Annotated in this window: 20 protein-coding genes; 11 read left to right on the top strand and 9 right to left on the bottom strand. The window is 63.5% G+C overall.

Going from position 1 to position 26,424, the window contains the following annotated elements:
• Positions 1–9 precede the first annotated feature (9 nt).
• From HYH07_RS09070 to HYH07_RS09060, 3 genes are all read right to left on the bottom strand, one after another.
• Positions 10–723, bottom strand: coding sequence for an ABC transporter ATP-binding protein (locus tag HYH07_RS09070; RefSeq protein ID WP_057759509.1), 714 nt, complete (start codon positions 721–723; stop codon positions 10–12).
• Positions 720–1,517 (bottom strand): ABC transporter ATP-binding protein, encoded by a 798-nt coding sequence (locus HYH07_RS09065; protein WP_220002172.1) that lies wholly within the window; start codon positions 1,515–1,517, stop codon positions 720–722. Before HYH07_RS09065 ends, HYH07_RS09070 begins: the two co-directional genes overlap by 4 nt.
• 66 nt (positions 1,518–1,583) lie before the next feature.
• A complete protein-coding gene (locus tag HYH07_RS09060; RefSeq protein ID WP_220002171.1) occupies positions 1,584–2,450 on the bottom strand; it encodes an IclR family transcriptional regulator in 867 nt (288 codons plus the stop codon).
• A 128-nt stretch (positions 2,451–2,578) separates the two neighbouring features.
• Between HYH07_RS09060 and HYH07_RS09055 the strand changes: the two genes are divergently transcribed.
• The 6 genes from HYH07_RS09055 to HYH07_RS09030 all read left to right on the top strand — a co-directional run bounded on the left by HYH07_RS09055 (position 2,579) and on the right by HYH07_RS09030 (position 11,755).
• Positions 2,579–4,675, top strand: a complete 2,097-nt coding sequence (locus tag HYH07_RS09055) for a 3-hydroxyacyl-CoA dehydrogenase NAD-binding domain-containing protein (protein ID WP_220002170.1) — start codon at positions 2,579–2,581, stop codon at positions 4,673–4,675.
• A 167-nt stretch (positions 4,676–4,842) separates the two neighbouring features.
• The gene (gene pimA / locus HYH07_RS09050; protein ID WP_220002169.1) at positions 4,843–6,519 is read left to right on the top strand and encodes a dicarboxylate--CoA ligase PimA; all 1,677 of its coding nucleotides are present in this window, start codon (positions 4,843–4,845) and stop codon (positions 6,517–6,519) included.
• Positions 6,520–6,647: 128 nt separating this feature from the next.
• Complete coding sequence (gene pimC / locus HYH07_RS09045) at positions 6,648–7,838, top strand: pimeloyl-CoA dehydrogenase large subunit (protein ID WP_220002168.1); 1,191 nt, start codon at positions 6,648–6,650, stop codon at positions 7,836–7,838.
• A gap of 162 nt (positions 7,839–8,000) precedes the next feature.
• Positions 8,001–9,143: a pimeloyl-CoA dehydrogenase small subunit gene (gene pimD, locus HYH07_RS09040; RefSeq protein ID WP_220002167.1), complete on the top strand. Its 1,143-nt coding sequence runs from the start codon at positions 8,001–8,003 to the stop codon at positions 9,141–9,143.
• 311 nt (positions 9,144–9,454) lie between these two features.
• Positions 9,455–10,960 carry a glycerol kinase GlpK gene (glpK, locus tag HYH07_RS09035; RefSeq protein ID WP_220002166.1) on the top strand — a complete coding sequence of 502 codons (1,506 nt, stop codon included), beginning with the start codon at positions 9,455–9,457 and terminating at the stop codon, positions 10,958–10,960.
• A gap of 201 nt (positions 10,961–11,161) precedes the next feature.
• On the top strand, positions 11,162–11,755 hold the full coding sequence (locus tag HYH07_RS09030; RefSeq protein ID WP_220002165.1) for an N-acetyltransferase: 594 nt from the start codon (positions 11,162–11,164) through the stop codon (positions 11,753–11,755).
• 47 nt (positions 11,756–11,802) lie between these two features.
• On the opposite strand, the gene HYH07_RS09025 is transcribed toward HYH07_RS09030, so the two are convergent.
• Positions 11,803–12,957, bottom strand: a complete 1,155-nt coding sequence (locus HYH07_RS09025; protein ID WP_220002164.1) for a BBP7 family outer membrane beta-barrel protein — start codon at positions 12,955–12,957, stop codon at positions 11,803–11,805.
• A gap of 367 nt (positions 12,958–13,324) precedes the next feature.
• Between HYH07_RS09025 and HYH07_RS09020 the strand changes: the two genes are divergently transcribed.
• Both HYH07_RS09020 and HYH07_RS09015 read left to right on the top strand, forming a co-directional pair.
• Complete coding sequence (locus HYH07_RS09020) at positions 13,325–14,932, top strand: RNA-directed DNA polymerase (protein WP_220002163.1); 1,608 nt, start codon at positions 13,325–13,327, stop codon at positions 14,930–14,932.
• Positions 14,929–15,654, top strand: coding sequence for a hypothetical protein (locus HYH07_RS09015; RefSeq protein WP_220002162.1), 726 nt, complete (start codon positions 14,929–14,931; stop codon positions 15,652–15,654). The genes HYH07_RS09020 and HYH07_RS09015 overlap by 4 nt, the downstream gene beginning before the upstream one ends.
• 45 nt (positions 15,655–15,699) lie before the next feature.
• Here HYH07_RS09015 and HYH07_RS09010 read toward each other — a convergent pair whose 3' ends face one another.
• Positions 15,700–16,647 carry a threonine/serine dehydratase gene (locus HYH07_RS09010; protein WP_220002161.1) on the bottom strand — a complete coding sequence of 316 codons (948 nt, stop codon included), beginning with the start codon at positions 16,645–16,647 and terminating at the stop codon, positions 15,700–15,702.
• Positions 16,648–16,802: 155 nt separating this feature from the next.
• Here HYH07_RS09010 and HYH07_RS09005 point away from each other — a divergent pair, with 155 nt between their 5' ends.
• On the top strand, positions 16,803–17,432 hold the full coding sequence (locus HYH07_RS09005) for a glutathione S-transferase family protein (RefSeq protein ID WP_220002160.1): 630 nt from the start codon (positions 16,803–16,805) through the stop codon (positions 17,430–17,432).
• Between the two features lie 268 nt (positions 17,433–17,700).
• Here HYH07_RS09005 and metH read toward each other — a convergent pair whose 3' ends face one another.
• Together metH and metF are read right to left on the bottom strand one after the other, a co-directional pair.
• Positions 17,701–21,552 (bottom strand): methionine synthase, encoded by a 3,852-nt coding sequence (gene metH / locus HYH07_RS09000; RefSeq protein WP_220002159.1) that lies wholly within the window; start codon positions 21,550–21,552, stop codon positions 17,701–17,703.
• 6 nt (positions 21,553–21,558) lie between these two features.
• Positions 21,559–22,479 (bottom strand): methylenetetrahydrofolate reductase [NAD(P)H], encoded by a 921-nt coding sequence (gene metF / locus HYH07_RS08995; protein ID WP_220002158.1) that lies wholly within the window; start codon positions 22,477–22,479, stop codon positions 21,559–21,561.
• A 393-nt stretch (positions 22,480–22,872) separates the two neighbouring features.
• On the opposite strand from metF, the gene HYH07_RS08990 reads away from it, so the two are divergent.
• Entirely contained in the window at positions 22,873–23,886 is a 1,014-nt protein-coding gene (locus HYH07_RS08990) for an LLM class flavin-dependent oxidoreductase (RefSeq protein ID WP_220002157.1), read from the top strand.
• Positions 23,887–23,969: 83 nt separating this feature from the next.
• On the opposite strand, the gene HYH07_RS08985 is transcribed toward HYH07_RS08990, so the two are convergent.
• Both HYH07_RS08985 and HYH07_RS08980 read right to left on the bottom strand, forming a co-directional pair.
• A complete protein-coding gene (locus tag HYH07_RS08985; RefSeq protein WP_057759485.1) occupies positions 23,970–24,827 on the bottom strand; it encodes a prephenate dehydratase in 858 nt (285 codons plus the stop codon).
• 20 nt (positions 24,828–24,847) lie between these two features.
• Positions 24,848–25,588, bottom strand: coding sequence for a 3-deoxy-manno-octulosonate cytidylyltransferase (locus tag HYH07_RS08980; protein WP_220002156.1), 741 nt, complete (start codon positions 25,586–25,588; stop codon positions 24,848–24,850).
• 219 nt (positions 25,589–25,807) lie between these two features.
• Here HYH07_RS08980 and HYH07_RS08975 point away from each other — a divergent pair, with 219 nt between their 5' ends.
• On the top strand, positions 25,808–26,362 hold the full coding sequence (locus HYH07_RS08975) for a cytochrome c family protein (protein WP_057759482.1): 555 nt from the start codon (positions 25,808–25,810) through the stop codon (positions 26,360–26,362).
• The last annotated feature ends 62 nt before the right edge of the window (positions 26,363–26,424 follow it).

Genomic DNA, 26,424 nt, shown 5'->3' with positions numbered 1-26,424 from the left:
GCCGGCTCCTCAGTAGCCCAGATAGGATTTGCGGATTTCTTCGTTGTTGGCGATGTCCTTGGCATTGCCGGACATCACGATACGGCCGGTCTCGATCACATAGGCCTGGTCGGCCAGCTCGAGCGCGAGCTGGGCGTTCTGCTCGACCACCAGGATCGACACCTTGTCCTCGCGGTTGATCTTGCCGAGGATGCCGAACAGGTCGCGCACGACCAGCGGCGCAAGGCCGAAGGACGGCTCGTCCAGCAGCATCAGCCGCGGCCGCAGCATCAGCGCGCGCGCGACCGCGAGCATCTGCTGCTCGCCGCCGGAGAGCGTGCCGGCCTGCTGGGTATGGCGCTGCTTCAGCACCGGGAAGTGGGCATACATGCGCTCGATGTCGGAGACGATGCCGGCATTGTCCTTGCGGGTGATGGCCCCCAACTGGAGATTCTCCTCCACCGTCATGGTGGTGAAGGTGCCGCGGCCCTGCGGCACGTGGGCGATGCCGTAGCGCACGATGCTTTCGGTCGAGCGGTTGTTCAGCGGCTTGCCGTCGAACTCGATGCCGCCGGTGGAGCGCACCATGTTGCAGATCGCGCGCAGCGTGGTGGTCTTGCCGGCGCCGTTGGCGCCGAGCAGCGTCGTCAGCGAGCCCTCGTTGAGCGAGAAGGTGAGGCCGTGGAGCGCCTGGACCTGGCCGTAATAGGCGCGCAGGTCCTTGACGTTGAGCAGAACAGTCATTGGTCCTTGCTCCCGAGATAGGCCTTGATGACGTCGGGGTCCGCCTGCACCTGCGCAGGCGTGCCTTCCGCGAGCTTCTTGCCGAAATTCAGCGCGACGACGTGGTCGGCGATCGACATCACGAGGCCCATGTGGTGCTCGACCAGCAGCACCGTCATGTGGCGCTCGTCGCGGATCTTGCGGATGAGGTCGCCGAGGATGTAGACCTCTTCGTGGTTGAGGCCGCCGGCGGGCTCGTCGAGCAGCAGGATCTTCGGGTCTGCCGCCAGCGCCCGCGCCAGTTCGACGCGCTTCTGCGTGCCGAAGGGCAGGCCGGAGACCGTTGTGTGTGCGACGTCCTCGAGGTCGAGATAGCTGAGGATCTCGTGCACCTTCTTGTTCACGCTGCTCTCGCCGCGGCGAATCCAGGCGAGGCGCAGCGAGTCGCTGATGATGTCGGAGGAGGTGCGGGCATGGGTGCCGACGCGGACATTGTCCATCACCGACAGGTTCGGAAACAGCGCCACGTTCTGGAACGTGCGGCCGATGCCGATCTCGGCGATCCGGTGCGGCGGGCGTTTCAAAATGCTCGCGCCTTCCATCAGGATGTCGCCTGACGACGGCTGGTAGAGGCGGGACAGGCAGTTGAACAGGGTGGTCTTGCCGGCGCCGTTGGGGCCGATCAGTCCGAGGATCTGGCCCTTGTGCATGTCAAAGGACACACCGTTGAGCGCGACGATGCCGCCGAACACGACGCTGACGTCGCGAACCGCGAGCAGAGGCGATGTCCCCTGCGCGAGCTGTGCCTGCGTCATCTCGTCTCGCCCACACTGAGCAGTGGGCGAAGGGGCGACGCAAACCGCTCCCTGACATGACAAAGGCTATCTAATCCCCTCGGCCACACGCGCAACTTTTCCTCCTGATTTCAGCTTTTTGCTGTCGTCTTTTTTGGATAGCGACATCAGACCGCCAAGTGCCGCTTCGATGTTCCTTACCATCGCAAGCAGACGCGGTCCAATGTCGTTGATCAATCGTTCTTCCGTGAAGCGGAATGCCGGTGCGCCGCAATTGAATGCGTAGGGCCCGGTTCCGTCGTTGAGCTTGAGCGCAACACCGGCGGCGCCGATGTCGTCGTGCCAGTCGCCGACCGAGATCGCGAAGCCATGCTTGGCGACCATTTCGCCGGAACGCTCCAGCCCGTCGCGCATCTTCGGCCAGCGGCTGCCGTAATGCTCGCGCAGCACGCGCGACAGCTCGGCGCGCTCGTCCTCGCCCAGCGCCCAGAAATAGGCGCGGCCCATCGCAGTGGTTGCAATCGGGACGCGCGAGCCGACGTCAAGTTGAACGCCGACGGTCTCGCTGCCGCGGCTCTGTCCGAAATAGATCATGCTGTGACGGTCGCGGCCGCCGATCGCGACCGCGCCCCCCGTCGCGCGCATCACTTCCTCGCGGAACGGCTCGGACAAATGCCGAACACCGAGATTGGCGAGCGCCGCGTAACCCAGCGCCATTGCGGCGGGTGCGAGCTGATATTTCTCGAAACGGGGAACCGGCGTCAGATAGCCGAGCTTCGTCAACGTGTAGGTCAGCCGCGAAACGGTCGGCTTCGGCAGATTGGTGCGGGCGGCAATCTCCTGATTGCCAAGAAGTCCGTCGCTGGGTTGGAATGCGCGCAAGACATCAAGCCCGCGGGAAAGCGCGACGACGAAATTCCGATCGGTCGCGGTCTTCTTTCCTGTACGCTTCATCCCTGATCTGCTCTTGCGCGGAGTCGTTGACAACGTCCGTGCTTCAAAATAACCCTGCCGTCAAGATGCGGAATTAAATTCCGCACCGCGAAATCGAACAAAAGTAAATCCCACCAAGGAGGGAAACCGTGAGCGAAGTGGTCAAGCTTGAGCGTCATGACGAGGTCGGGATCGTCACGGTCAACAGCCCTCCGGTCAATGCGCTGAGTGCCGCAGTCCGCGGCGGTATCCTGGACTGCGTCAAGGCTGCGGTCGCCGATCCCGCCATCAAGGGTATCGTGCTGACCTGCGCCGGACGCACCTTCATCGCCGGCGCCGACATCACCGAATTCGGCAAGCCGCCGAAGCCGCCGGCCCTCAACGACGTGCTGTCCGCGATCGAGAATTCGCCAAAGCCCGTCGTTGCCGCGATCCACGGCACCGCGCTCGGCGGCGGCCTCGAAGTCGCGCTCGCCTGTCATTTCCGCGTCGCGGTCAAGGAAGCCAGGCTCGGCCTGCCCGAGGTCAAGCTCGGCCTCCTGCCGGGCGCCGGAGGCACCCAGCGCCTGCCGCGCGCGGTCGGTCCCGAGCTCGCGGTCAAGATGATCGTCGGCGGCGACCCCATTGGTGCGGCCGAAGCGCTCAAGGCCGGCCTGATCGAGGAGATCATCGAGGGCCCGGCCTCCGGCGGCGAAGCCTTCGTGCGAAAACTGCTGGCCGAGAAGCGGCCGCTGCGCCGCCTGCGTGACGACGATTCCAAGATCGCAGCCGCGAAGGCCGACCGCTCGATCTTCACCAACGCCGTCGCCGCGATGACCAAGAAGTCGCGCGGGCTGGAAGCGCCGTTCGCGGCAGCCGACGCCGTCGGCTATGCCATCGACCTGCCGTTCGACGAAGGCTTGAAGAAGGAGCGCGAGGGCTTCCTCAAGCTCGTCGCCAGCGACCAGTCCAAGGCGCAGCGTTACGCCTTCTTCGCCGAGCGCGAGGCCAACAAGATTGCAGGCGTACCCGAAGGCACCAAGTCGCGTCCCGTTAACCGTGTTGCGATTTTGGGCGCCGGCACCATGGGCGGCGGCATCGCGATGTCCTTTGCCAATGCCGGCGTTCCCGTCACGCTGATCGAGACCGGCGAGGAGCAGCTCAAGCGCGGCATGGGCATCATGCAGAAGAACTGGGAAGCGACCGCCGCCCGCGGCGGCATTCCGGCGGATGCGCCGGCCAAGCGCATGGCGCTGATCAACGGCGTTGTCGGGATCGAGAATGTCGGCGATGCCGACCTCGTCATCGAAGCCGTGTTCGAGACCATGGCGGTGAAGAAGGAGGTGTTCGGCAAGCTCGACCAGTACGCCAAGCCCGGCGCCGTGCTCGCCTCCAACACCTCGTACCTGAACATCGACGAGATCGCGAAGGCGACCAGGCGTCCGCAGGACGTGCTCGGCATGCACTTCTTCTCGCCCGCGAACGTCATGAAGCTGTGCGAGATCGTGCGTGCCGACAAGACCGCGCCGGATGCGCTGGTGACGGCCGTCTCGATCGCGCGCAAGATTGCAAAAGTGCCGGTCGTGGTCGGCGTCTGCGACGGCTTCGTCGGCAACCGCATGCTGGCCCAGCGCGGCAAGCAGTCCGAGAAGCTGTTGTTCGAAGGCGCCTTGCCGCAGCAGGTCGACGCCGTCGTGACCAAGTTCGGCATGCCGATGGGCCCGTTCGCGATGGGTGATCTCGCCGGCCTCGACATCGGCTGGCGCTCGCGGAAAGATCGCGGCATCAAGTCGGAGATCGCGGACGCGCTCTGCGAAGCCGGCCGCTTCGGCCAGAAGACCGGCAAGGGCTACTACAAATATGAAGCCGGCTCGCGCGCGCCGCTGCCCGATCCTGAGGTCGAGAAGCTGATCGACGAGACGCTGCTGCGTCTCGGCCGCAAGAAGCGCGTGGTCAGCGACGACGAGATCCTCGAGCGCATGATGTATCCGATGATCAACGAGGGCGCGAAGATCCTCGAAGAGGGCATCGCGGCGCGTCCCTCCGACATCGACGTGGTCTGGCTCTATGGCTATGGCTGGCCGATCTACCGCGGCGGCCCGATGTACTGGGCCGACGGCGTCGGCCTCAAGCACATCGCCGATCGTCTCTCCTACTACGCCAAGGAGACCAACGACCCGAGCCTCGAACCCGCCCCGCTGCTGAAGAAGCTCGCCGCGGAGGGCAAGACGTTCGGCTCGCTGGCCGCCGAGTCGAAAGCGGCTTGATGGGGGCTCTCTGCGCACGTCATTCTCCGTTGCGCAATTGCGCAACGTAGATGGCCCGCAGGGCCAGGCCCGGAATCCATTTCTCCTCCGAACGTGCGGCCTGATGGATTCCGGGTTCGATGCTTCGCATCGCCCCGGAATGACGGCTAGTGTGGTTTAAGGAATCCATGACCCATCCCGGCGAACAGTTTTACCCCGAGGGCGTGCATTGGGACGACACCATCGTCCAGGGCACGCTGCCTGACCTGCTCGCGACGGCCGCTGCAAATTACGGCCCACGCACCGCGCTCGAGTTTCGCGACCGTCCGATCACCTATACCGAGCTCGCGAGCAAAGCCGATCGCGCCGCGGCTGCGTTCCTCCGCGCCGGTTGCGGCAAGGGCGCGTCGGTCGCGCTGTTCCTCGGCAACACGCCGGATCATCCCGTCAATTTCTTCGGCGCGCTGAAGGCCGGCGCCCGCGTCGCGCATCTGTCGCCGCTCGACGGCGAGATCGCACTGACGCACAAGATTTCCGATTCCGGCTCGCGCCTGCTGGTGACCTCGAACCTCCAGGCCCTGCTGCCGACGGCGTTGAAATTTCTGGAAAAGGGACTGATCGACCGCCTCGTCGTCTGCGAGGACGATCATTGGGGCAAGATCGGCACGCCGCAGGCGGCGATTCCCGACGATCCGCGTATCGTCACCTTCAAGACCTTCGTCGAAGGCGCGACCGCGCCGGCAGAGTGGCCGGCGGTTGCCGTCGATGACGTCGCGCTGCTGCAATATACCGGCGGCACCACCGGCCTGCCGAAAGGCGCCATGCTGACGCACGGCAATCTCACCTCGGCGGTGTCGATCTACGACGTCTGGGGCAGGCCGGCCCGCGCCGCCCGCGGTGATGTGATCGAGCGCGTGATCTGCGTGCTGCCGCTGTTCCACATCTTTGCGCTGACAGTGGTGCTGCTGTCCTCAATCAGGCGCGGCAATCTGATCTCGCTGCACCAGCGCTTCGACGTGGAGGCCGTGATGCGCGACATCGAGGTCAAGCGCGCGACCTATTTCCCTGGCGTGCCGACCATGTGGATCGCGATCGCCGCGCTGCCTGATCTCGACAAGCGCGACTTCTCCTCGCTCGCCGCCATCGGCTCCGGCGGCGCGCCGCTGCCGGTCGAGGTCGCAAGCTTCTTCGAGCGCAAGGTCGGCAAGAAGCTGAGGAGCGGCTGGGGCATGACCGAGACCTGCTCGCCCGGCACCGGCCATCCGCCTGCAGGTCCCGACAAGCCCGGCTCGATCGGCCTCATGCTCCCCGGCATCGAGCTCGACGTGGTCTCGCTGGACGATCCGACAAAAGTGCTGCCGCCGGGCGAAGTCGGCGAGATCCGCATCAAGGGCCCGAACGTCACCAAGGGTTATTGGAACAAGCCGGCGGGGTCCGCGGAGGCCTTCATCGATGGCCGCTTCCTCACCGGCGACATCGGTTATGTCGACACCGACGGCTATTTCTTCCTGGTCGACCGCAAGAAGGACATGATCATCTCGGGCGGCTTCAACGTCTATCCGCAGATGATCGAGCAGGCGATCTACACCGTCCCGGGCGTGCACGAGGTGATCGTGCTCGGCATTCCCGATGAATACAGGGGCGAAGCCGCCAAGGCCTTCATCAAGCTCAGGCCGGACGCAAAGCCGTTCTCGCTCGACGAGCTGCGCGCGCAGCTCGCCGGCAAGGTCGGCAAGCACGAAATGCCTGCTGCGGTCGAGTTCGTCGACGATCTGCCGCGCACGCCGGTCGGAAAACTGTCGCGCCACGAATTGCGCCAGCAGCAGAAATCAGCACAATCCACCCCAGCAGGAGGTCGCTCTTGACCGACGCAGCAGGAGTGTGGCGGACAGACAGCAGTTGCCTTCGCAAAACGATGGCTGGTGGTCATGGATCCTGGCTTTCGCCAGGATGACGATGAATAAAAGCTTGGTTTCGGTCACAGGAGGATCCGATGGATCTCGCATTCACGAAGGAAGAGCAGGCGTTTCGCGAGGAAGTACGGGCATTCTTCCGCGACAACGTGCCGCCGGATACGCGGCGCAAGCTGGTGGAAGGCCGCCATCTCAGCAAGGACGAGATGGTGACGTGGTGGCGCATCCTCAACAAGAAGGGCTGGGGCGTCAGCCACTGGCCGAAGCAATATGGCGGCACGGGGTGGACCTCCGTGCAGCACTACATCTTCAATGAGGAGCTGCAGTCCTATCCGGCGCCGCAGCCGCTCGCCTTCGGCGTCAGCATGGTCGGCCCTGTCATCTACACCTTCGGCAATGAAGAGCAGAAGAAGAAGTACCTGCCGCGCATCGCCAATGTCGACGATTGGTGGTGCCAGGGCTTCTCGGAGCCCGGCTCCGGCTCCGATCTCGCTTCGCTCAAGACGAAAGCCGAGCGCCGTGGCGACAAGTGGATCATCAACGGCCAGAAGACCTGGACCACGCTGGCCCAGCATGCCGACATGATCTTCTGCCTCTGCCGCACGGATGCGTCCGCCAAGAAGCAGATGGGCATCTCGTTCATCGTGTTCTCGATGAAGTCGAAGGGCGTCACCGTGCGCCCGATCCAGACCATCGATGGCGGCCATGAGGTCAACGAGGTGTTCTTCGACGACGTCGAGGTGCCCTACGAGAACCTGATCGGCGAGGAGAACAAGGGCTGGGATTACGCAAAATTCCTGCTCGGCAATGAGCGCACCGGCATCGCCCGCGTCGGCGTCTCCAAGGAGCGCATCCGTCGCATCAGGGATCTCGCATCCAAGGTCGAATCCGGCGGCAAGCCTATCATCCAGGACGCCGCCTTCCGCGAGAAGCTCGCCGCCTGCGAGATCGAGCTGAAGGCGCTCGAGCTGACGCAGCTGCGCGTCGTCGCCGACGAAGGCAAGCACGGCAAGGGCAAGCCCAATCCGGCGTCCTCGGTGCTGAAGATCAAGGGCTCCGAGATCCAGCAGACCACCACCGAGCTGTTGATGGAAGTGATCGGCCCGTTCGCGGCTCCCTACGACGTGCACGGCGACGACGGCTCCAACGAAGCCATGGACTGGACCGCCCAGATCGCGCCGAGCTACTTCAACAACCGCAAGGTCTCGATCTACGGCGGCTCCAACGAGATCCAGCGCAACATCATCGCCAAGGCGGTGCTGGGGCTTTGAGTGCACAATGACGCTGTCGTCCCCCGCGAAGGCGGGGGACCCAGTACGCCGCGGCGGTCGTGAGTACGGCAGCGGCGGCGTTTACTGGATCCCCGCTTTCGCGGGGATGACGACTGAGGATAAGGCGACGGCAGGGAAATTCCCGCCGATTTGGAGAGAAACATGGATTTTGACCTGACCGAGGAGCAGCGGCTCCTGAAGGACAGCATCGACGGCCTGCTGACCGATTCCTACGATTTCGAGAGCCGCAAGAAATACATGAAGGAGAAGGGTGGCTGGAGCAAAGCCGTCTGGCTCAAGCTCGCCGAGCAGGGCCTGCTGGGCCTGCCCTTCAGCGAAGCCGATGGCGGCTTTGGCGGTGGCGGCGTCGAGACCATGATCGTGATGGAAGCGCTCGGCAAGGCGCTGGTGCTCGAGCCGTATCTGGCGACCGTCGTGATCGGCGGCGGCTTCCTCCGCCACGCCGGCACCGAGGCGCAGAAGGCCGCACATGTGCCCGGGATCGTCGACGGCAGCAAGACGCTGGCGTTCGCCCAGCTCGAGAAGAATTCGCGCTACGATCTGTTCGACGTCGCAACCACCGCGAAGAGGAAGGGCGACGGCTGGGTCATCGACGGCGAGAAGTTCGTCGTGCTGAACGGCGAGAACGCCGACACGCTTGTCGTCACCGCGCGCACCAGGGGCGACCGCCGCGACACCACCGGCGTCGGCGTGTTCCTGGTCCCGGCGGATGCCAAGGGCGTCACCAAGAAATCCTACCCGACCCAGGACGGCCTGCACGCCGCCGACATCACCTTCACCGGCGTCGAGGTAGGTGGCGATGCGGCGATCGGCAACCCCGAGGACTCGCTCGCCCTGATCGAGCGCGTGGTGGACGAGGCCCGCGTCGCGCTCTGCGCCGAGGCGGTCGGCCTGATGGACGAGTCGCTCAAGACCACCGTCGAATACATCAAGACGCGCAAGCAGTTCGGCGTCGCGATCGGCTCGTTCCAGTCGCTGCAGCACCGCGCCTCCGACATGTTCGTCGCCACCGAGCAGGCGCGCTCGATGTCGATGTTCGCGACCATGGCGAACGATTTCGAGAACGCCAGGGAGCGCAGCAACGCCATTGCCGCCGCCAAGGCGCAGATCGGCAAGTCGCTGAAATTCGTCGGCCAGCAGTCGATCCAGCTCCACGGCGGCATCGGCATGACCATGGAGGCGAAGATCGGCCACTACTTCAAGCGCCTCACCATGATCGAGAACACGTTTGGCGACACCGACTATCACCAGCGCCGCGTCGCGGATGCGGGCGGGTTGATCTGAGTCACACGACCACTGTCATCCCCCGCGAAGGCGGGGGATCCAGTACGCCGCGGCGGTAGTTCGTTCACACAATATCCGCCGCAGCGTACTGGATCGCCCGATCAAGTCGGGCGATGACACCGAGCAAGCGGCATCAGCGGAGCCGAACATCCCTGTTTGGCCACCATCGTTGTCGACGGCGGTGTTGCCGCGGCGGTGGTGTAGCTTTTGTCCAGCTGCAGCCGCTCATCCCAGCTTGACCTCTTGGCGGCAATCCCGTTTCTTTGGCGCGACACAATATCCCCTCAGGGAAAACGCCAAGGTAAGCTTCCATGTCTTTCGTCCTCGCCATCGACCAGGGCACCACCTCCTCGCGCGCGATCGTGTTTCGCGGCGATATTTCCATTGCGGCGAAGGCGCAAGCCGAGTTTCCGCAGCATTTTCCGGCCTCCGGCTGGGTCGAGCACGAGCCCGAGGACATCTGGACCTCGACCGTGATGGTCTGCCGCGAGGCCATCGAGCAGGCCGGCATCACGGCGAAAGACATCGCCGCGATCGGCATCACCAACCAGCGCGAGACCACCGTGGTGTGGGACCGCGCCACGGGCCAGGCCGTGCACCGGGCCATCGTCTGGCAGGACCGCCGCACCGCCGATATCTGCGCAAGGCTCAAGCACGAAGGCCGCGAGCCGCTGATCTCGCAGAAAACAGGCCTGATCATCGACCCTTATTTCTCCGGCACCAAGGTCGCCTGGATCCTCGACCATGTCCCCGGCGCCCGCGCGCGTGCCGCGCGCGGCGAGCTGATGTTCGGCACCGTCGATTGCTACCTGCTCTGGCGCCTCACCGGCGGCAAGGTGCATGCCACCGACGCCACCAACGCCTCGCGCACGCTGCTGTTCAATATCCACACCGGCCAGTGGGACGACGAGCTGTTGGAGATCATCGGCGTGCCGCGCTCGATGCTGCCGGAGGTGAAGGATTCCTCCGCGCGCTTCGGCGAGAGCACGCCGGACCTGTTCGGCGGCGCGATTGCGATCTCGGGCATCGCCGGCGACCAGCAGGCCGCCACCATTGGCCAGGCCTGCTTCCGTCCGGGCATGATGAAGTCGACCTACGGCACCGGCTGCTTCGCGCTGCTCAACACCGGCTCCACGCCCGTCGCCTCCAAGAACAAACTGCTCACCACCATCGCCTACCAGCTCGACGGCAAGCGTACCTATGCGTTGGAAGGCTCGATCTTCGTGGCAGGCTCCGCGGTGCAATGGCTGCGCGACGGCCTTGGCATCATCAAGCATGCGGCGGAGACCGGACCGCTTGCCGATCAGTCTGATTCCATGCAGAGCGTCTATCTGGTGCCGGCCTTCGTCGGCATGGGCGCGCCCTACTGGAATCCGCGCGTCCGCGGCGCGCTGTTCGGCCTCACCCGCAACACCGGCCCTGCCGAGCTGGCGCACGCCGCGCTGGAGAGCGTCTGCTACCAGACCTTCGACCTCTGGGCCGCGATGCGCGCGGACTGGCCGAGTTCGGAGGTGGCCAGCGTCGTGCTCCGCGTCGATGGCGGCATGACCGCGTCCGACTGGACCATGCAGCGTCTCGCCGATCTGCTCGATGCGCCGGTCGACCGCCCGGTGATCCAGGAGACCACCGCGCTGGGGGCCGCTTATCTCGCCGGTCTCGATGCCGGCGTCTATCCCGAGCCGACCAAGTTCGCCGACAATTGGCGTCTCGAGCACCGCTTCAAGCCGAACATGAGCGATGCCACCCGCGAGCGCAAGCTCGCCGGCTGGGCCCGCGCGGTGAAGGGCGTGCTGGCAAGCGACGAGGGCGAGGGGTAGGCGGATTCTTGGCGGGCGCGCATCCACAAACTCCGCCGTCGTCCCTGGCGAAAGCCAGGACCCATAGCCACGAATACAGAGTGTTTTGCGCGGTTGGAACGACGAGTTGCGCTTACAACATCTGCTGCGGCGTATGGGTCCTGGCCTTCGCCGGGACAACATAGAATGCTTGGCTAGCGCTCGGCCCACAGGAATCCCCCCATGATCCTCCCCGACGGCTATTCCGACGTCCCCGCCGGCAAGATCGCCGCCGTCGTCACCCATCTCGAGATGACCGCGCCTCCCCCGCGTCGCGATGATCCGCCCGGCGCATGGACCCTGCGCAAGGTCGATGCGCCCGCGCTTGCCTGGTACCGCGACCTCTACCGCCGCGTCGGCGAGGACTGGCTATGGTCCTCGCGAACGCAGATGAACGACCCCGAGCTTGCCGCGATCATCCACGCCGCAGGCATCGAGGTCTATGCACTCGTCGCCGACGGCCGCGACGAGGGCCTGCTGGAGCTGGACTTCCGTGAACCCCGTCAGTGCGAGCTGGTCTATTTTGGTGTCACGGCAAATTTGATCGGCACCGGTGCCGCCCGCTTCCTGATGAACCGCGCACTGGAGCGTGCCTGGTCGCGCGACGTGCAGCGCGTCTGGGTGCACACCTGCACCTTCGATCATCCCTCCGCCGTCGCGTTCTATCAGCGCTCCGGCTTCCGTCCGTTCCGCCGCCAGATCGAGATCGCCGATGATCCGCGGCTCGATGGCACGGTGCCGCGCGATGCGGCGAAGCACGTACCTGTTATCGAATAGATCGCGACCATATCCACACCGTCATTGCGAGCGCAGCTACCGCGCCCTCAATAATTATACCGCACGCCGAAGCTAAATCCCTGCGCGAGCAGGTTCGTCGTGTTCATCACCGGCAGTGGCCGGGTCGGGCCCGCGGGCGGGCCTGGGGGTATCAGGCTTGGATTGACGGTGGGGTCGATCAGCCCGCCGGCGCGCTGCACGCCGGTCCAGTACAGCACGTCGTAGCCGACGGTCAGGCGCCTGGCGGGCGCGATCTCGTAGCCCGCCTTGAGCGAGAGCTCCGGCACCGCGGCGAATCTGGTCTGTGAGAAATGGCCGCTGTTGCTGGCGAGTGCGAGGAAGCCGCCCGGCGTCGCCGTCGTGGTGACGCCGGCGATGGTCGAAACCGCCGAGCCCGACACGTCGGCGGTGTTGAGGTCAGCGCCGAGCGCGACCTTGCCGCGCCACTCCAGCGACCACGGACCGTTTCGCCAGTCACCGGCAAGGCCGAGATCGAGGCCGTGGAAATTGCTCGCCGCCTTGAAATTGTCCGTCGGAACGAACGTGCCGAAGACGAGGCCGGTCGCGGTGTCGGTGATCCACAGCGTGTCGGAGGCGCGCAAGTACCGATAGCCGACCAGCGCGCTGACGCGCTGTCCGCTCCACAGGGCGAACTCCTGGCGATAAAGCGCGCCGGCGCCGAGCAGGCGCGATGTCTCGTTGGCGTTGACGCTGCCGGTGGCGACGCCCGGAAAGCTTGCGATCAGCGTGTCGGGAAGTCCCGTCAGCGCGTTGCTGAAAGGCCGCGTCAGGATCGGATTGGTGCCGGTGTCGGCGGCAAAGCCAGTCCCGATATTTTCCAGCCCGAAGAACGATGCCTCGACGCCGCTTCTCCTCTGCGGTTCGAACCAATAGCCGGCGGTGACGCGTCCGCCCGAACGCCAGTCGGTGTTGACGCTGGAATTGCCGAACAGCACGGTCGTGGTCGGCTGCCCGAGCGCGCCGGCGATGCCCAGCGGCGTGCCGACCGGCGCCGTCGTCACCAGCGCCGGCAGCTTGTCTCCGGTCACGCTCCAGGCGAGATAGTCGACCTCCGCCCAGAACGGGTTGAAAGCGACGGGCTTCGCCGGCGCCTTGAGCGGCAGGTCGGCGGCGAATGCGCCGCCGTTCAGCAACATCGCCGCAAATGCCACGCCGACCGCTGCCGCCCACTGCCGATTCATCGACCTTCCCCCGGGGGTCCCCGGACTGAACCATGCGACATCTTGTTCGGCAAGGCGGAGTTCAGGCGAGGGGACGCGAATAGGTCCGGCTGTTGCCGTTGGGTATCGCCGCACTATTTTTCCGAGTCCGCGCGAAACCCACAGCGGTTGGCAAATCAGTCCGAGCAGGCTTGGAATAGCCTCCCAGTGACTTCATGGCATCGCGGCAAAGTCGGGCGCGCGGCGCGCTGGTCGACCCCACTAGGCCGCCTGCCGAGCGGAAGAGCGTTCAATTCAAAAGCATCTCGCGGCTTGCTAGTTTCCTGATCTGCCAATAGAAAAATATGATTGCGCAACTCATGCATGTAGACGGCTGCCGCGGTGGGCGATGGACAAATTCTTCGAACGGGCAATTTCAAATGTAATTCGGCACGGCGACACTGATATCTTTCCGTTTCCGATCGAGAATCACATTTTCTTCGACAAGAGAGCCCAATGTCTCGACTTGTTGCGAGAGATTCATAAAGATTTTGATGGAAATCTAAATCGGTATCCACCTGCACATGATGCTGCGCTAGCACCCGTAAACTATACGGGATTTCGATGGGCTACCCAGATGGATCCGCTCTGGAATTTGTACTTTCTAGCGCTTGTGCTTTCGATATCCGACGCAATTGAGCGCGCTCGACTTCCCGTCAGCGCAAAGCGCGTCTTTTCTTATCGATGCCGGTGGGACGACGACACGGCGGATATCTTCGACAGCGGATGCAACTGGCGCGATTTCATGGAGTGCTCACTTGAGCACACGAAGAAGTTCAAATTCGTCGTGGTCTGCGATATCTCGGAGTTCTATCCGAGATTGGGCCACCATCGATTGGAGAATGCCCTTCTCCAACTCGCGACTGTTGGTGATACCCACAGTAGGATTATGTCGTACCTAAAAAATTACTCGAATACCAATTCGTTTGGCCTTCCGGTTGGAGGTCCTGCGGCTCGTATTCTATCCGAACTAGTTCTCAATCAAATTGATCGTCTCTTAGAGATGGAAGGAATAACATTCTGTCGCTTTGCAGATGACTTTCATATCTTTTGCGATAGCGACGAGGAGGCCTACGCGCGCCTCATCTTCCTATCCGAAAAGCTCCTTCGAACCCAAGGTCTTCAACTGCAAAAATCGAAGACTAGGATCATGTCGAGTGCGGAATTTGCAGCGACAAATCCCCTAAACCCAAATGACGGAGATAGCAGCCCTAGCGGGTCACAATCGCGGGCAAAAGGTTTGATGCAGCTGTCGCTCCGATTTGATCCATACTCGCCGACCAAAAATGAGGACTACGCGATCCTGCAAGCCGAAATTGAGCGATTCGATATCCTTGGTTTGTTGCGGGAAGAACTCCTAAAGAGTCGAATACACATAGGCCTAGCGCGAAAGATCGTGGCTGCCGTCAAATATCTCGAACCAAGGGCGAGAGACGACGCCATTACGACGATGGTCGACAACGCTGAGCTACTGTACCCCATATTTTCTAGCGTTCTCACTGTAGCTCGGGCTGTGTTCGACGACCTCTCGCCAGTGGCTCAAGTGACCGTACATAAGAAGATAATTGAGCTTATAGAGAATCACTCACACGTTTTGCGCGTTGATCTCAATCTCGCTTACGCGCTTCGCGTTCTGTCGTGTAGGCATTCGCCAGAGGCGGAAGCCGTTCTAGTTCGAATTTTCAAGCTGTCGACATCTTCTTCGTTATTGCGCCGGGACATAATCTTAACAATGGCGAAATGGAAAAATTGGTATTGGCTTTCTGATTTGCGAGCCAGCTTTCAATCGCTCAGTGTAGCTGAAAGGCGAGCCTTTATCGTTGCTTCGTATTCTTTGCGGGATGAGGGTAAGCATTGGAGGCAGCATACGAGCGATCAGTTTTCTCCGTTTGAGCAACTTGTCCAGCGTTGGGCGAGCGAGAAAGCTAATCAATCTGGATGGAGTATCCCCTTGTGATATCCGCATCTACATTTTGCAAAGTTTACTCGTCGTTCTGGAAGAGCGTCGCGCCGACCACAGATATGTTTGTCCGGCGCTTGAATTTAGGGCACTACGTGCGCGAATTCCCTGGGATGGCAAGCGCTGCTGCTCCAATGCGCAGAGGGTTCATCAATGAAGTCGCTTTTGCGGCGTTTTGCCAAACCGCGAATGGCAGCGTTGGTTGGCCTCCAGGAGGACTGACGCCTGGGGAGTTGGATCGGGCTGTTTCTTATGTTCGATCGTTGCCAATTCGTCGGGAGACTCAAGGCGAGATAGTTGCGGAAGGCGGACTCACTCCCGAAGAGGTTGTCGATATTAACGAACAGCGGCGCCGCCTAGCTTGGATGTTTACGTTCAATAAGCCTGCAGGTTCTCTTCTCACCGAGCCAATCTTTCCCGGTTGCGGAATGATAGATTCCTGCAAAGGAGATCTGATCGCGTCGGATGCGCTTTATGAGGTAAAGGCGGGTGATCGACTGTTCCGATCGATAGATGTTCGTCAGCTCATCGTGTATGGTGCCCTGAATTTCATTGCTAAGCGCTTCAAAATAGAACGGCTGGGACTGTTCAATCCCAGAGTAGGAATCGGAGCGACGATATCTGCCGATGATTTATGTTTTGAAATCAGCGGGAAGCAGAGCAGCGAACTTTTCACCGAGATCGCCGCCGCCGTTTCTAGCGGCGAAATCTCGCGATAAACTTCGGGATGTGCGCGCAGCCTGATCATGCGTCGCTCCTGAAAATTATCCCTCAAACTTCACCGCCGTCGTATTCGCCCCGCAAACCAGCACCGCGATGCGCTCGCCCGGTGACGGACGATAGCGGCCGGAGAGCATCGCGGCGAACGCGGCTGCGCCGCCGGGTTCGGTGACGAGGCGCAAGGTCGACCACAGCGCGGCCTGCGCCTGCCGGATCGCATCGTCGCTGACGAGGACGACGCGCTCGACATAAGCGCGCGCGATCGGGAACATCAACTCGCCGACGCGCCGCGGCGCCAGGCTGTCGGCAGCGAGGCCGCTGGCCGGCGCGTCGACCGGGGCGCCTGCTGCGAACGCGTCATGCAGGGTCGGCGACAGCTCGGGCTCAACGGCAATGATGCGCGTCCTGCCCGCGCTCCACGCCGCGATGCCGCCGATCAGGCCGCCACCGCCGACGGCCACCAGCAGCGTGTCGATCTCGGGGGCGTCCTGCTCCAGCTCGAGGCCAACGCTGCCCTGGCCAAGCAACGTCTCAGCCTGGTCGTAGGCGTGAACGGCAAGCGCGCCGGTCCGTGCGACATGCGCTTCGCTGGCCGCCAGCGCATCGGCATAGCGATTGCCTGCGATCACGAGCTCGGCGCCATAGAATCTGATCCGTTCGGCCTTGGCGGGCGAGGTGATATCAGGAACGAAAATCGTTGCGGGAATCCCCAGCTGTTGCGCCGCATAGGCGACGGCCGCGCCGTGATTGCCGCCGGAGGCGGCGACGACACCGGCTTGCGGCACCTGCCGTAGCAGCAGATTGGCAAAGGCGCCGCGCGCCTTGAACGATCCGGAATGCTGCAGCATTTCGAGCTTGAAGGTGACGGGCGCGGCCGCAAGGCCGAATTCGGCGAGATCGGCCTGGACCAGCGGCGTGCGGCGGATATGCGGACGGATGACGGCCTCGGTCGCAGCGATCCGCTCGCGATTGATGTCTGATGGTGCTGTCATGATGCCGTCCTTGATAGCGCATTCGGGAGAAATTGTCCCGGCGCCGTTGCGTCAGATGCAATGCTGCATGTCGAGGATTTTCCTTGCGCTGCTGCGATCTTGTCGTGGAGACTGATCGGCCCTGCCTTGTCCAACGACAGAGAAGAGCGAGAACCATGTTCCTGATCGGCCAATATGATTCCCCCTTCGTCCGTCGCGTCGCGATTGCGCTGCGGCTTTACGGGCTTGGCTTCGAGCACAAGCCGTGGTCGACCTTCGGCGATGCCGACAAGATCGCGCCGTACAATCCCTTGCGCCGGGTGCCGACGCTGGTGCTCGACGATGGCGAGGCGCTGATCGAAAGCACGATCATCCTGGATTATCTCGACGAGCTCGTCGGGCCTGACAGGGCGATGCTGCCGCGGAGCGGCGTCGAGCGGCGCAAGCATTTGCGCATCTGCGCGCTGGCGACCGGCCTCGGCGACAAGGCGGTCAGCCTGCTCTATGAGCGCGTGCTGCGGAAGGAGCAGCTGGCACTATGGGTCGAGCGTTGCCGGGCGCAGATCGGCGACGTGCTTGGGGTGTTGGAGGCCGAGCGCGCCAAGGTGACGACGCTGTACTGGCTGGGAACGCGCATCGGTCATGCCGACATTGCGGTGGCCTGCGTCGTCCGCTTCACCCGCGAGGCGCATCCCGACCTGTTCGACGCAGGGCGCTATCCGGCCCTCGCAGCCCATTCCGATCGCTGCGAAGCGCTGGCCCCGTTCAAGGAGATCGTGCAGCCGCTGGCGCCGCCGAAGGGGTAAGGGCCACGCTGTCATTCCGGGGCGCGCGTAGCGCGAACCCGGAATCCATTGTGCGGCGGGTGATGAGGACAAATGGATTCCGGGCTCGCGCCAAGGGGCGCGCCCCGGAATGACGGCGGTGGGCATCACGCGCCATACCCGATCCTGCCCTTATACAGCTGTTTTGCCCGACGGAGCAAACGATTTTCCGTAAAAACGAAATCGTATAACCCGATCAACCCCATCCCTACTGTGCATGGGGTTGTTTCGCGTTTTGCGATCCTGGCGCCTACCCCGCCCCCGCGCGCTTCTTCTGCCAGACCAGATGCACCGCGCAGGTGCAGCCGGGCGGATGCGAGGCGAGATCCTTCGACATCTCGTCGTTGGCGGGCGTTGCGGCAAAGGCCTTGTCGCTCGCCGGCTGCGACGGGATGTAGTTCAGCACCGGCGCGAGCCAGCGCTCGGCCTCCGCGACGCTCATGCCCTTGCGCGCGGCGTAGTCCTCGACCTGGTCGCGCTCGATCTTGCCGACGCCGAAATAATAGCTCTCGGGGCTGGCGAAATAGAGCCCGGATACGGAGGAGCCCGGCCACATCGCAAAGCTCTCGGTCAGCTTCACGCCGGCGGTCGCCTCGGCATCGAGCAGCTCGAACAGCGTCGCCTTCTCGGTGTGATCGGGCTGCGCGGGATAACCGGGCGCGGGGCGAATCCCAGAATACTTTTCCAGGATCAGCTCCTCGTTGGAGAGCGCCTCGTCAGGCGCATAGGCCCAGAACTCGCGGCGCACGCGGGCATGCATGGCTTCCGCAAAGGCTTCGGCGAGGCGGTCGGCCAGCGCCTTGCACAGGATCGAGGAGTAGTCGTCGTTCGCCATCTTGAAGCGGTCGGCGACCGCGTCCTCGCCGATGCCGGCCGTCACTACGAAGCCGCCGACATAGTCGGGCACGCCGGCCGGCGCGACGAAGTCGGCCAGCGCGGCGTTGAACCGGCCCTCGCGCTTCTCGAGCTGCTGGCGCAGCGTGTGCAGCGTCGCGATGCTCTTGGTCCTGTTATCATCAGCATAGAGCACGATGTCGTCGCCTTGCGCATTCGCCGGCCAGAAGCCGATCGTGGCGCGCGCCCGGAACCATTTCCCCTTGACGATGGTGTCGAGCATCTTGCGCGCATCGTCATAGAGCGAGCGCGCGACCTCGCCGACCTTCTCGTCCTTGAGGATGGCGGGGAAGCGGCCGGCGAGCTCCCAGGTCTGGAAGAACGGCGTCCAGTCGATATAGGGCACGAGCTCGGCGAGATCGTAGTCGTCAAAGCTCTTGGTGCCGAGGAAGGTCGGCTTCACCGGCTTGCTCCTGGCGAAATCGACCGGCACGCGGTTGGCGCGCGCATCAATGAGCTTCAGCCGCTTCTTGTCCGCCTGCGCCCGCAGATGCGCCTCGGAGATCTTGGCGTATTCGGCGCGCACTTCGGCCGCATAAGCCTCACGCTTCTCCGGCGAGAGCAGCGAGGAGGCGACGCCGACGGCGCGGCTGGCATCATTGACATGGACCACGGGCCCGGCGCGATAGCTCGGGTCGATCTTGACGGCGGTATGCACGCGGCTCGTCGTGGCGCCGCCGATCAGCAGCGGCAGCTTGAGGCCTTCACGCTGCAGTTCGCCGGCGAAGAACGCCATCTCGTCGAGCGAGGGCGTGATCAGGCCGGAGAGACCGACGATGTCGGCCTTCTCGGCCTTCACGGTCTCGACGATCTTCGCCGCCGGCACCATCACGCCGAGATCGATGACTTCGTAATTGTTGCACTGGAGCACGATGCCGACGATGTTCTTGCCGATGTCGTGGACGTCGCCCTTCACGGTCGCCAGCACGATCTTGCCCGCCGACGAACTCGCCGCGCCACCGATGCCGCTGGCGAGGTTGCGCGCCTTCTCTTCCTCCATGAACGGCATGAGATAGGCAACGGCCTGCTTCATGACGCGCGCGGACTTCACCACCTGCGGCAGGAACATCTTGCCGTCGCCGAAGAGGTCGCCGACCACGTTCATGCCGGCCATCAACGGTCCCTCGATCACGTCGAGCGGTCGCGAGGAATTCTTGCGGGCTTCCTCGGTGTCCTGCTCGATGAACTCGGTGATGCCATGCACAAGCGAATGCGACAGCCGCTTCTCCACTGGCCATTCGCGCCAGGCGAGATCAGCTTCCTTGGCTTCCGTCTTCTTGCCGCGGAACTTTTCCGCGAGCGCCAGCAGGCGCTCGGAGGCGCCGGGATCGCGGTTGAGGACGACGTCCTCGCAGGTCTGGCGCAGCTCGGGATCGATATCGTCATAGACGATCATCTGTCCGGCATTGACGATGCCCATGTCCATGCCGGCCTTGATGGCGTGATACAGGAACACCGAATGCATGGCCTCGCGCACCGGCTCGTTGCCGCGGAACGAGAACGACAGGTTCGACACGCCGCCCGAGATATGCGCGCCCGGCAGGTTCTGCCGGATCCAGCGCGTCGCCTCGATGAAGTCGACGCCGTAATTATTGTGCTCCTCGATCCCGGTCGCGATCGCAAAGATATTCGGATCGAAGATGATGTCCTCGGGCGGGAAGCCGACGCGATTGACGAGGATGTCGTAGGCGCGCTTGCAGATCTCGGTCTTGCGCGCGAACGTGTCGGCCTGGCCGACCTCGTCGAATGCCATCACCACGACGGCCGCGCCATGGCGCCGCGCGATCTTGGCCTCGTGAATGAATTTCTCCTCGCCTTCCTTCATCGAGATCGAATTCACGACCGGCTTGCCCTGCACGCATTTCAGGCCGGCCTCGATCACCGAGAATTTTGACGAGTCGACCATGACAGGCACGCGGGCGATGTCGGGCTCGGCGGCGACGAGGTTGAGGAATGTCACCATCGCGGCTTCCGAATCCAGAAGCCCTTCGTCCATGTTGACGTCGATGATCTGCGCGCCGTTCTCGACCTGGTCGCGCGCGACCTGCAGCGCCGCGGCGTAGTCGCCTGATGTGATGAGCTTGCGGAAGCGGGCGGAGCCGGTGACGTTGGTGCGCTCGCCGACGTTCACGAACGGAATCGCATCGGTCAGCACGAACGGCTCGAGGCCGGAGAGGCGGAGCTTTGGCGCGATCTCCGGCACGATGCGCGGCTTGTGCGGGGCGACGGCGGCAGCAATCGCGGCGATATGCTCCGGCGTCGTGCCGCAGCAGCCGCCGACGATGTTGACGAGGCCATCGCGCGCGAATTCGCCGACCAGGCGCGCCATGTATTCCGGCGTCTCGTCATACTGGCCGAACTCGTTGGGCAGGCCGGCGTTCGGGTAAGCGCAAACGAGCGTGTCAGCGACTCGGCCGATATCGGCGATATGCGCGCGCAGATCTTCGGCGCCGAGTGCGCAGTTGAAGCCGATGGTGACGGGCTTGGCGTGCCGCACCGAATTCCAGAACGCTTCCGGCATCTGGCCGGAGAGCAGGCGGCCGGATTTGTCGGTGATGGTGCCCGACACCATCACCGGCATGTCGATGCGGAGCTCCTCGGTGATCTCGGCGATGGCATAGAGCGCCGCCTTGGCGTTCAGCGTATCGAAGATGGTCTCGACCAGCAGCAGATCGACCCCGCCGTCGATCAGGCCGCGGATCTGCTCGCCATAGGATTTGCGCAAGTCATCGAAGGTGACGGCACGGTAGCCTGGATTGGCCACGTCAGGCGAGATCGAGGCGGTGCGGTTGGTCGGGCCGATGGCACCGGCGACGAAGCGCGGCTTGCCGTCCTCGGCGGCAACCCGGCGGGCGGCATTGCCGGCGAGGCGGGCACCTTCGCGCGCCATCTCGTAGACGATGTCGGTGAGATCGTAGTCGGCCTGCGCGATCGAGGTGGTCGAGAACGTGTTGGTCGCGACGATGTCGGCACCGGCGCGCAAATAGGCCGCGTGGATGTCTTCGATCGCCTGCGGCTGGGTCAGGATCAACAGGTCATTGTTGCCGCGCAAGTCGCGATGGAAGTTCTTGAAGCGCTCGCCGCGGAAGGCGGCCTCGTCGAACTGCAGGTTCTGGATCATCGTGCCCATGGCGCCGTCGAGCACGAGAATGCGCTCGCGCGCGGCGTTGATCAGGGCGGTTCGCGTGGGCGAGGGGAATACGGTCATGATGTCTTAAGCCGCCTTCTGCGCGCTCTTGGCGCGAATGCCGAGCAAATGGCTGATCGCGAACACGAGATCGGCGCGGTTCATGGTGTAGAAATGGAAGGTGTCGACGCCGTGTTTTGCCAGTTTCTGCACCTGGCCGGCGGCGACGGTTGCGGCGACCAGCTTCCGCGTCTCTGCATCGTCATCGAGGCCGTCGAACTTCGCGGCGAACCAGTCCGGCACCGTGGTGCCGGCGCGGGTGACGAAATTGCGGGCCTGCTTGAAATTGTGCATGGGCATGATGCCCGGCACGATCGGAATGTTGATGCCGCGGGCGCGAACGCGGTCGAGGTAACGGAAGTAGAGATCGTTATCGAAGAAGACCTGCGTGATCGCGCGCGTCGCCCCGGCGTCGACTTTTGCCTTCAGCGTGTCGATATCGGTATCGAAATCGCGCGCCTCAGGGTGCTTCTCGGGATAGGCCGAGACGGACACCTCGATATCGGCGTGCCGCTTCTTGATGCCCGCAACGAGGTCGGCAGAGCTCTGGTAGCCGTCGGGATGAGCGGAGTAGGGCGTGCCGATGCCGCCGGCGGGATCGCCGCGCAAGGCCACGATGTGGCGGACGCCGACCTCATGGTAGCGGTCGACGATCTCGTCGATCTCGCCGCGCGAGGCGCCGACGCAGGTCAGATGCGCGGCTGGCAGCAGCGCGGTCTCCTTGAGGATGCGGGAAATGGTCGAATGGGTGCGCTCGCGGGTCGAGCCGCCGGCGCCATAGGTCACTGACACGAATTTCGGGTCCAGCGGCGCCAGCCGGTTGATGGTCTCCCAGAGATTCCGCTCCATATCTTCCGTCTTGGGCGGAAAGAACTCGAAGGAGATCGCCGGCCGCTTCAGGTGCCCGTCTTGCCCTTCGGTATGGGCAGGCGTCGTCGTCTCGGTCATGGCACCACTCACTCCAGGGGCTCGCCAGGGTCTGGCGGCCGGGGTCTATCTTGGGAAGGTCTAAGATAGGACAAAGGCGGATTACCCGACAGCCCATCGGTGATGGGAAGTCGCCCACTTCGTGCAATATTACTATCAATATTGCAGTTTGTAGGCTTCGAGTGGGAAGTATGCTAAAATAGAATATTTTACAAATATACCAATTAGATGATCGATTCTCTAGGCCTGACGGACCTCTCGTTTTGAGGGTGGGCAGAGTGAATTCTATGTTGCAGGTGGTTGACCTGTCCCAACTCCGGGCTGCGCCATACGCCCGGGCTCGCGGACGACACACGCCAGATCTGCGCCCGCTGCCCATTGTCGCCGCGCTGCCCTCTATTACGTTACCGCGCTATGATCCCGCTTTCAGTCCTCGACCTTTCCGTCGTCACCACAGGCACAAAGCCGGCCGTTGCGCTGCGTAACAGCATCGACCTGGCGCGCCATGTCGACGGGCTCGGCTATGTCCGCTACTGGCTCGCCGAGCATCACAATCTCGCTTCGGTCGCCAGCCCGGCGCCCGACGTGATGATCGGGCAGATCGCGGCGGTGACCAAGCACATCCGTGTCGGCTCTGGCGGCGTGATGCTGCCCAACCACGCCCCGCTGGTCGTAGCCGAGCGCTTCAAGATGCTGGAGGCGCTGTTTCCCGGCCGCATCGACCTCGGCCTCGGCCGCGCCCCCGGCACCGATGGCGCCACGGCCTATGCGCTGCGCAGCCGGCTCGACCGCCGTGAGGGCGACGATTTCCTGGAGCGGCTGCACGAATTGATCCTGTGGGAGACCCGCGAATTTCCGGCAGGCCATCCCTATCACAACGTCGTCGCGATGCCCGACGACACCAAGCTGCCGCCGATCTGGCTGCTCGGCTCCAGCGATTATTCCTCGGAGCTGGCAGCACAAGTCGGCATGGGCTTCGCTTTTGCGCATCACTTTGCGTCCCATGATGCGATCGATGCGATGGTGCATTATCGCAATCGCTTCCAGCCCTCGGCCTGGCGCGCGACCCCGCATGCGATCCTCGCAGTTGCCGTCATCACGGCGGACACCGATGAGGAGGCCGAAAGGCTCGCCACGTCCTTCGATCTCAATCGCCTGCGCCGCGATCGCGGTCAATATCTGCCGCTGCCGAGTGTCGGGGAAGCGCTGGCCTATCCCTATACGGATTCCGAGCGCATCTCGATCGCGCGCAACCGCTCGCGCCTGTTCGTTGGCAATCCGGCGACCGTGCAGAGGAAGCTGCAGCCGCTGATCGACGCGAGCAAACCCGACGAGCTGATGGTGATCACCGCCGTGTACGATCACGAAGCGCGCAAGAAGTCATATTCGCTGCTGGCGGAGGCGTTGGGGCCGAAGCGGGCGGCATAACCACTGCTGTCATTCCGCGGCGATGCGAAGCATCGAACCCCTAATATCGAGTTCACGCTGCGTGCCCCGGAACGACACAGCAATCAGTCCTGCTTCTCGCTGAACGTCGCGCGGAAGGGGTGGCCCGGATACACGCCGACGATGCGGAATTCGCGCGAGAAGAATTTCAGCTCCTCGATTGCAAACGCCAGGCCCTTGTCTTCGGGGTGGCCGTCGACGTCAGCATAAAACTGCGTGGCGAAGAAATTGCCGTCGACCATGTAGCTCTCAAGCTTGGTCATGTTGACGCCGTTGGTGGCAAAGCCGCCGAGCGCCTTGTAGAGCGCGGCGGGCAAGTTGCGCACCCGAAAAACAAAAGTGGTGACCAGCGGACCCGACCCTGGCGCGGCCCATTTCGGCTCCCGCGCCAGCACCACGAACCGCGTGGTGTTGTGGGCCTCGTCCTCGATGTCCTCGGCGAGGATGTCGAGGCCGTAGATTTTTGCTGCGAGGCGCGAGGCGATCGCGGCGACAGTCTTGTCCTTGCGCTCGGAGATGTCGCGGGCGCTGCCGGCGGTATCGGCGTGCACGATCGGCTTGATCCCGAGCTTGCGAATGATGCGGCGGCATTGGCCGAGCGCATGCACATGGCTCTCGACGCTCTTGATGTCCTCGAGCTTGGTGCCCTTGATCGCCATCAGTTGATGGCGGACCGGCAGGAACCATTCGCCGATGATGAAGAGGCCGGACGCCGGCAACAGATGATGGATGTCGGCGACCCGGCCGGCGACCGAATTCTCGATCGGGATCATGCCGAGATCGGCCTCGCCCGAGGAGATCGCCGACAGTGCATCCTCGAAGGTGGCGCAGGGCATCGGTTCCGCGTCGGGATAGGCCTCGACGATGGCGATATGGGAATTGGCGCCAGGTTCGCCCTGGAATGCGATCTTCATCTTGCTCATGACGGCCTTGTAGCAGCGGCTCAGGATTTGGAAAGGATGCCGCGGGCGGTTTCGAGATCCGGCGGCGTGTCGACGCCGCGCGGCACGCTGTCGACGATGATGATGTCGATGCGCATGCCGGCTTCCACCGCCCGGAGTTGCTCCAGGTTTTCCTGAACCTCCAGAGGAGAGCGCGGCAGCGTGACGTAGCGCTCCAGCGCCGCGCGGCGGTACGCATAGAGACCGATATGGTGGTAACGCGGTCCGTCGCCGTAGGGAGCGGTCGCGCGGGTAAAATAGAGCGCCCGCATCCGCCGCGGCCCGATCGGCGAGCCGATCGCCTTCACGACGCTCGGGGCTCGGTCTTCCTCCTCGGTGTGGATCTGTGAGGCCAGCGTCACGATGTCGACCCCAGGATCGTCGAAGGGCGGCAGCACCTCGCGGATGGTCTGCGGTGTGATGGTCGGGAAATCGCCCTGGAGATTGATCACGATCTCGGCCTTCGCGTCCGGGTCGAGCTTCTGCATGGCCTCATGGATGCGGTCGGAGCCGGAGGGGTGCGCGGGGCTGGTCATCACCGCCTCGCCGCCATGGGCTCTCACGACAGCAGCGATCTCGTCCGTGTCGGTTGCCACCGCCACCCGACCGATACCGGCGGCTTCGGCGCGCCGCATCACATGCACGATCATCGGCAGGCCCGCGATATCGGCGAGCGGCTTGCCGGGCAGGCGGGTGGCGGCCATGCGGGCCGGGATCAGCACCAGGATGCGAGGATCGATCATCGGTTTAAGGGCCTGGGAAAGAGGCGTTTTCCGCCTCAAGAAATCGGATGGGGATGGGCGATGAGCCGGCTCGCTTATACGGGTTGCCAGAGCACGGGCAAACCGATATCTGAATGGCAAAACTCGGGGAAACAATAAGGAACGTCTGATTCTCCCGAGGCTCGTCCTGGCGGCCGCCCGGCCGCTTATTCCTTCTTGCGGTGTGGGGCCTGGCCGGAAATGGACTCTTTCGAACTCAACAAGATTCTCGGTGCGGTACTCGGCACCTGTCTCATTCTGCTGGTGACGAGCTTCACCGCCCAGGCGCTGTTCTCGCCCAAGATGCCGGAAAAGCCGGGCTTCGAGATTGCGGTGAAGGAAGAAGCCGGTGACAAGGGCGGAGCAGGCGCTGCCCCGGCCACGTCCGAACCGATCGAAAAGCTGCTCCAGACCGCGTCCGTCGAAAAGGGCGCCTCCGCCGCCAAGAAGTGCGGCGCTTGCCACACCTTCGAAAAGGGCGGTCCGAACCGCGTCGGACCGAACCTCTATGGCATTGTGGGCGATCACGTCGGCGAAGGCCGCGGCGGCTTCAACTTCTCGGCCGCGATGAAGAGCAAGGGCGGCACCTGGGACTTTGACGCGCTCAACAAGTTCATTGCCAATCCCAAGGCCGCCGTTCCCGGCACCGCGATGGGTTTTGCCGGTATCCCGAAGGACTCGGAGCGCGCCGACGTCATCGCCTACCTGAACAGCCTCTCCGACAGCCCGAAGCCGCTCCCGACCGCGGCGAAATAAGGCCTATCGGCACGTCATCTTGGACAAGCGGCCAGGCTTCAAAAGCCTGGCCGTTTCCGTAT

The sequence above is a fragment of the Bradyrhizobium sp. BR 10261 genome, assembly GCF_019455395.1.
GTDB classification, from domain to species: domain Bacteria; phylum Pseudomonadota; class Alphaproteobacteria; order Rhizobiales; family Xanthobacteraceae; genus Bradyrhizobium; species Bradyrhizobium manausense.
Note: the sequence above shows the minus strand (reverse complement) of the source record. Positions and strands in the feature narration are given on the sequence as shown.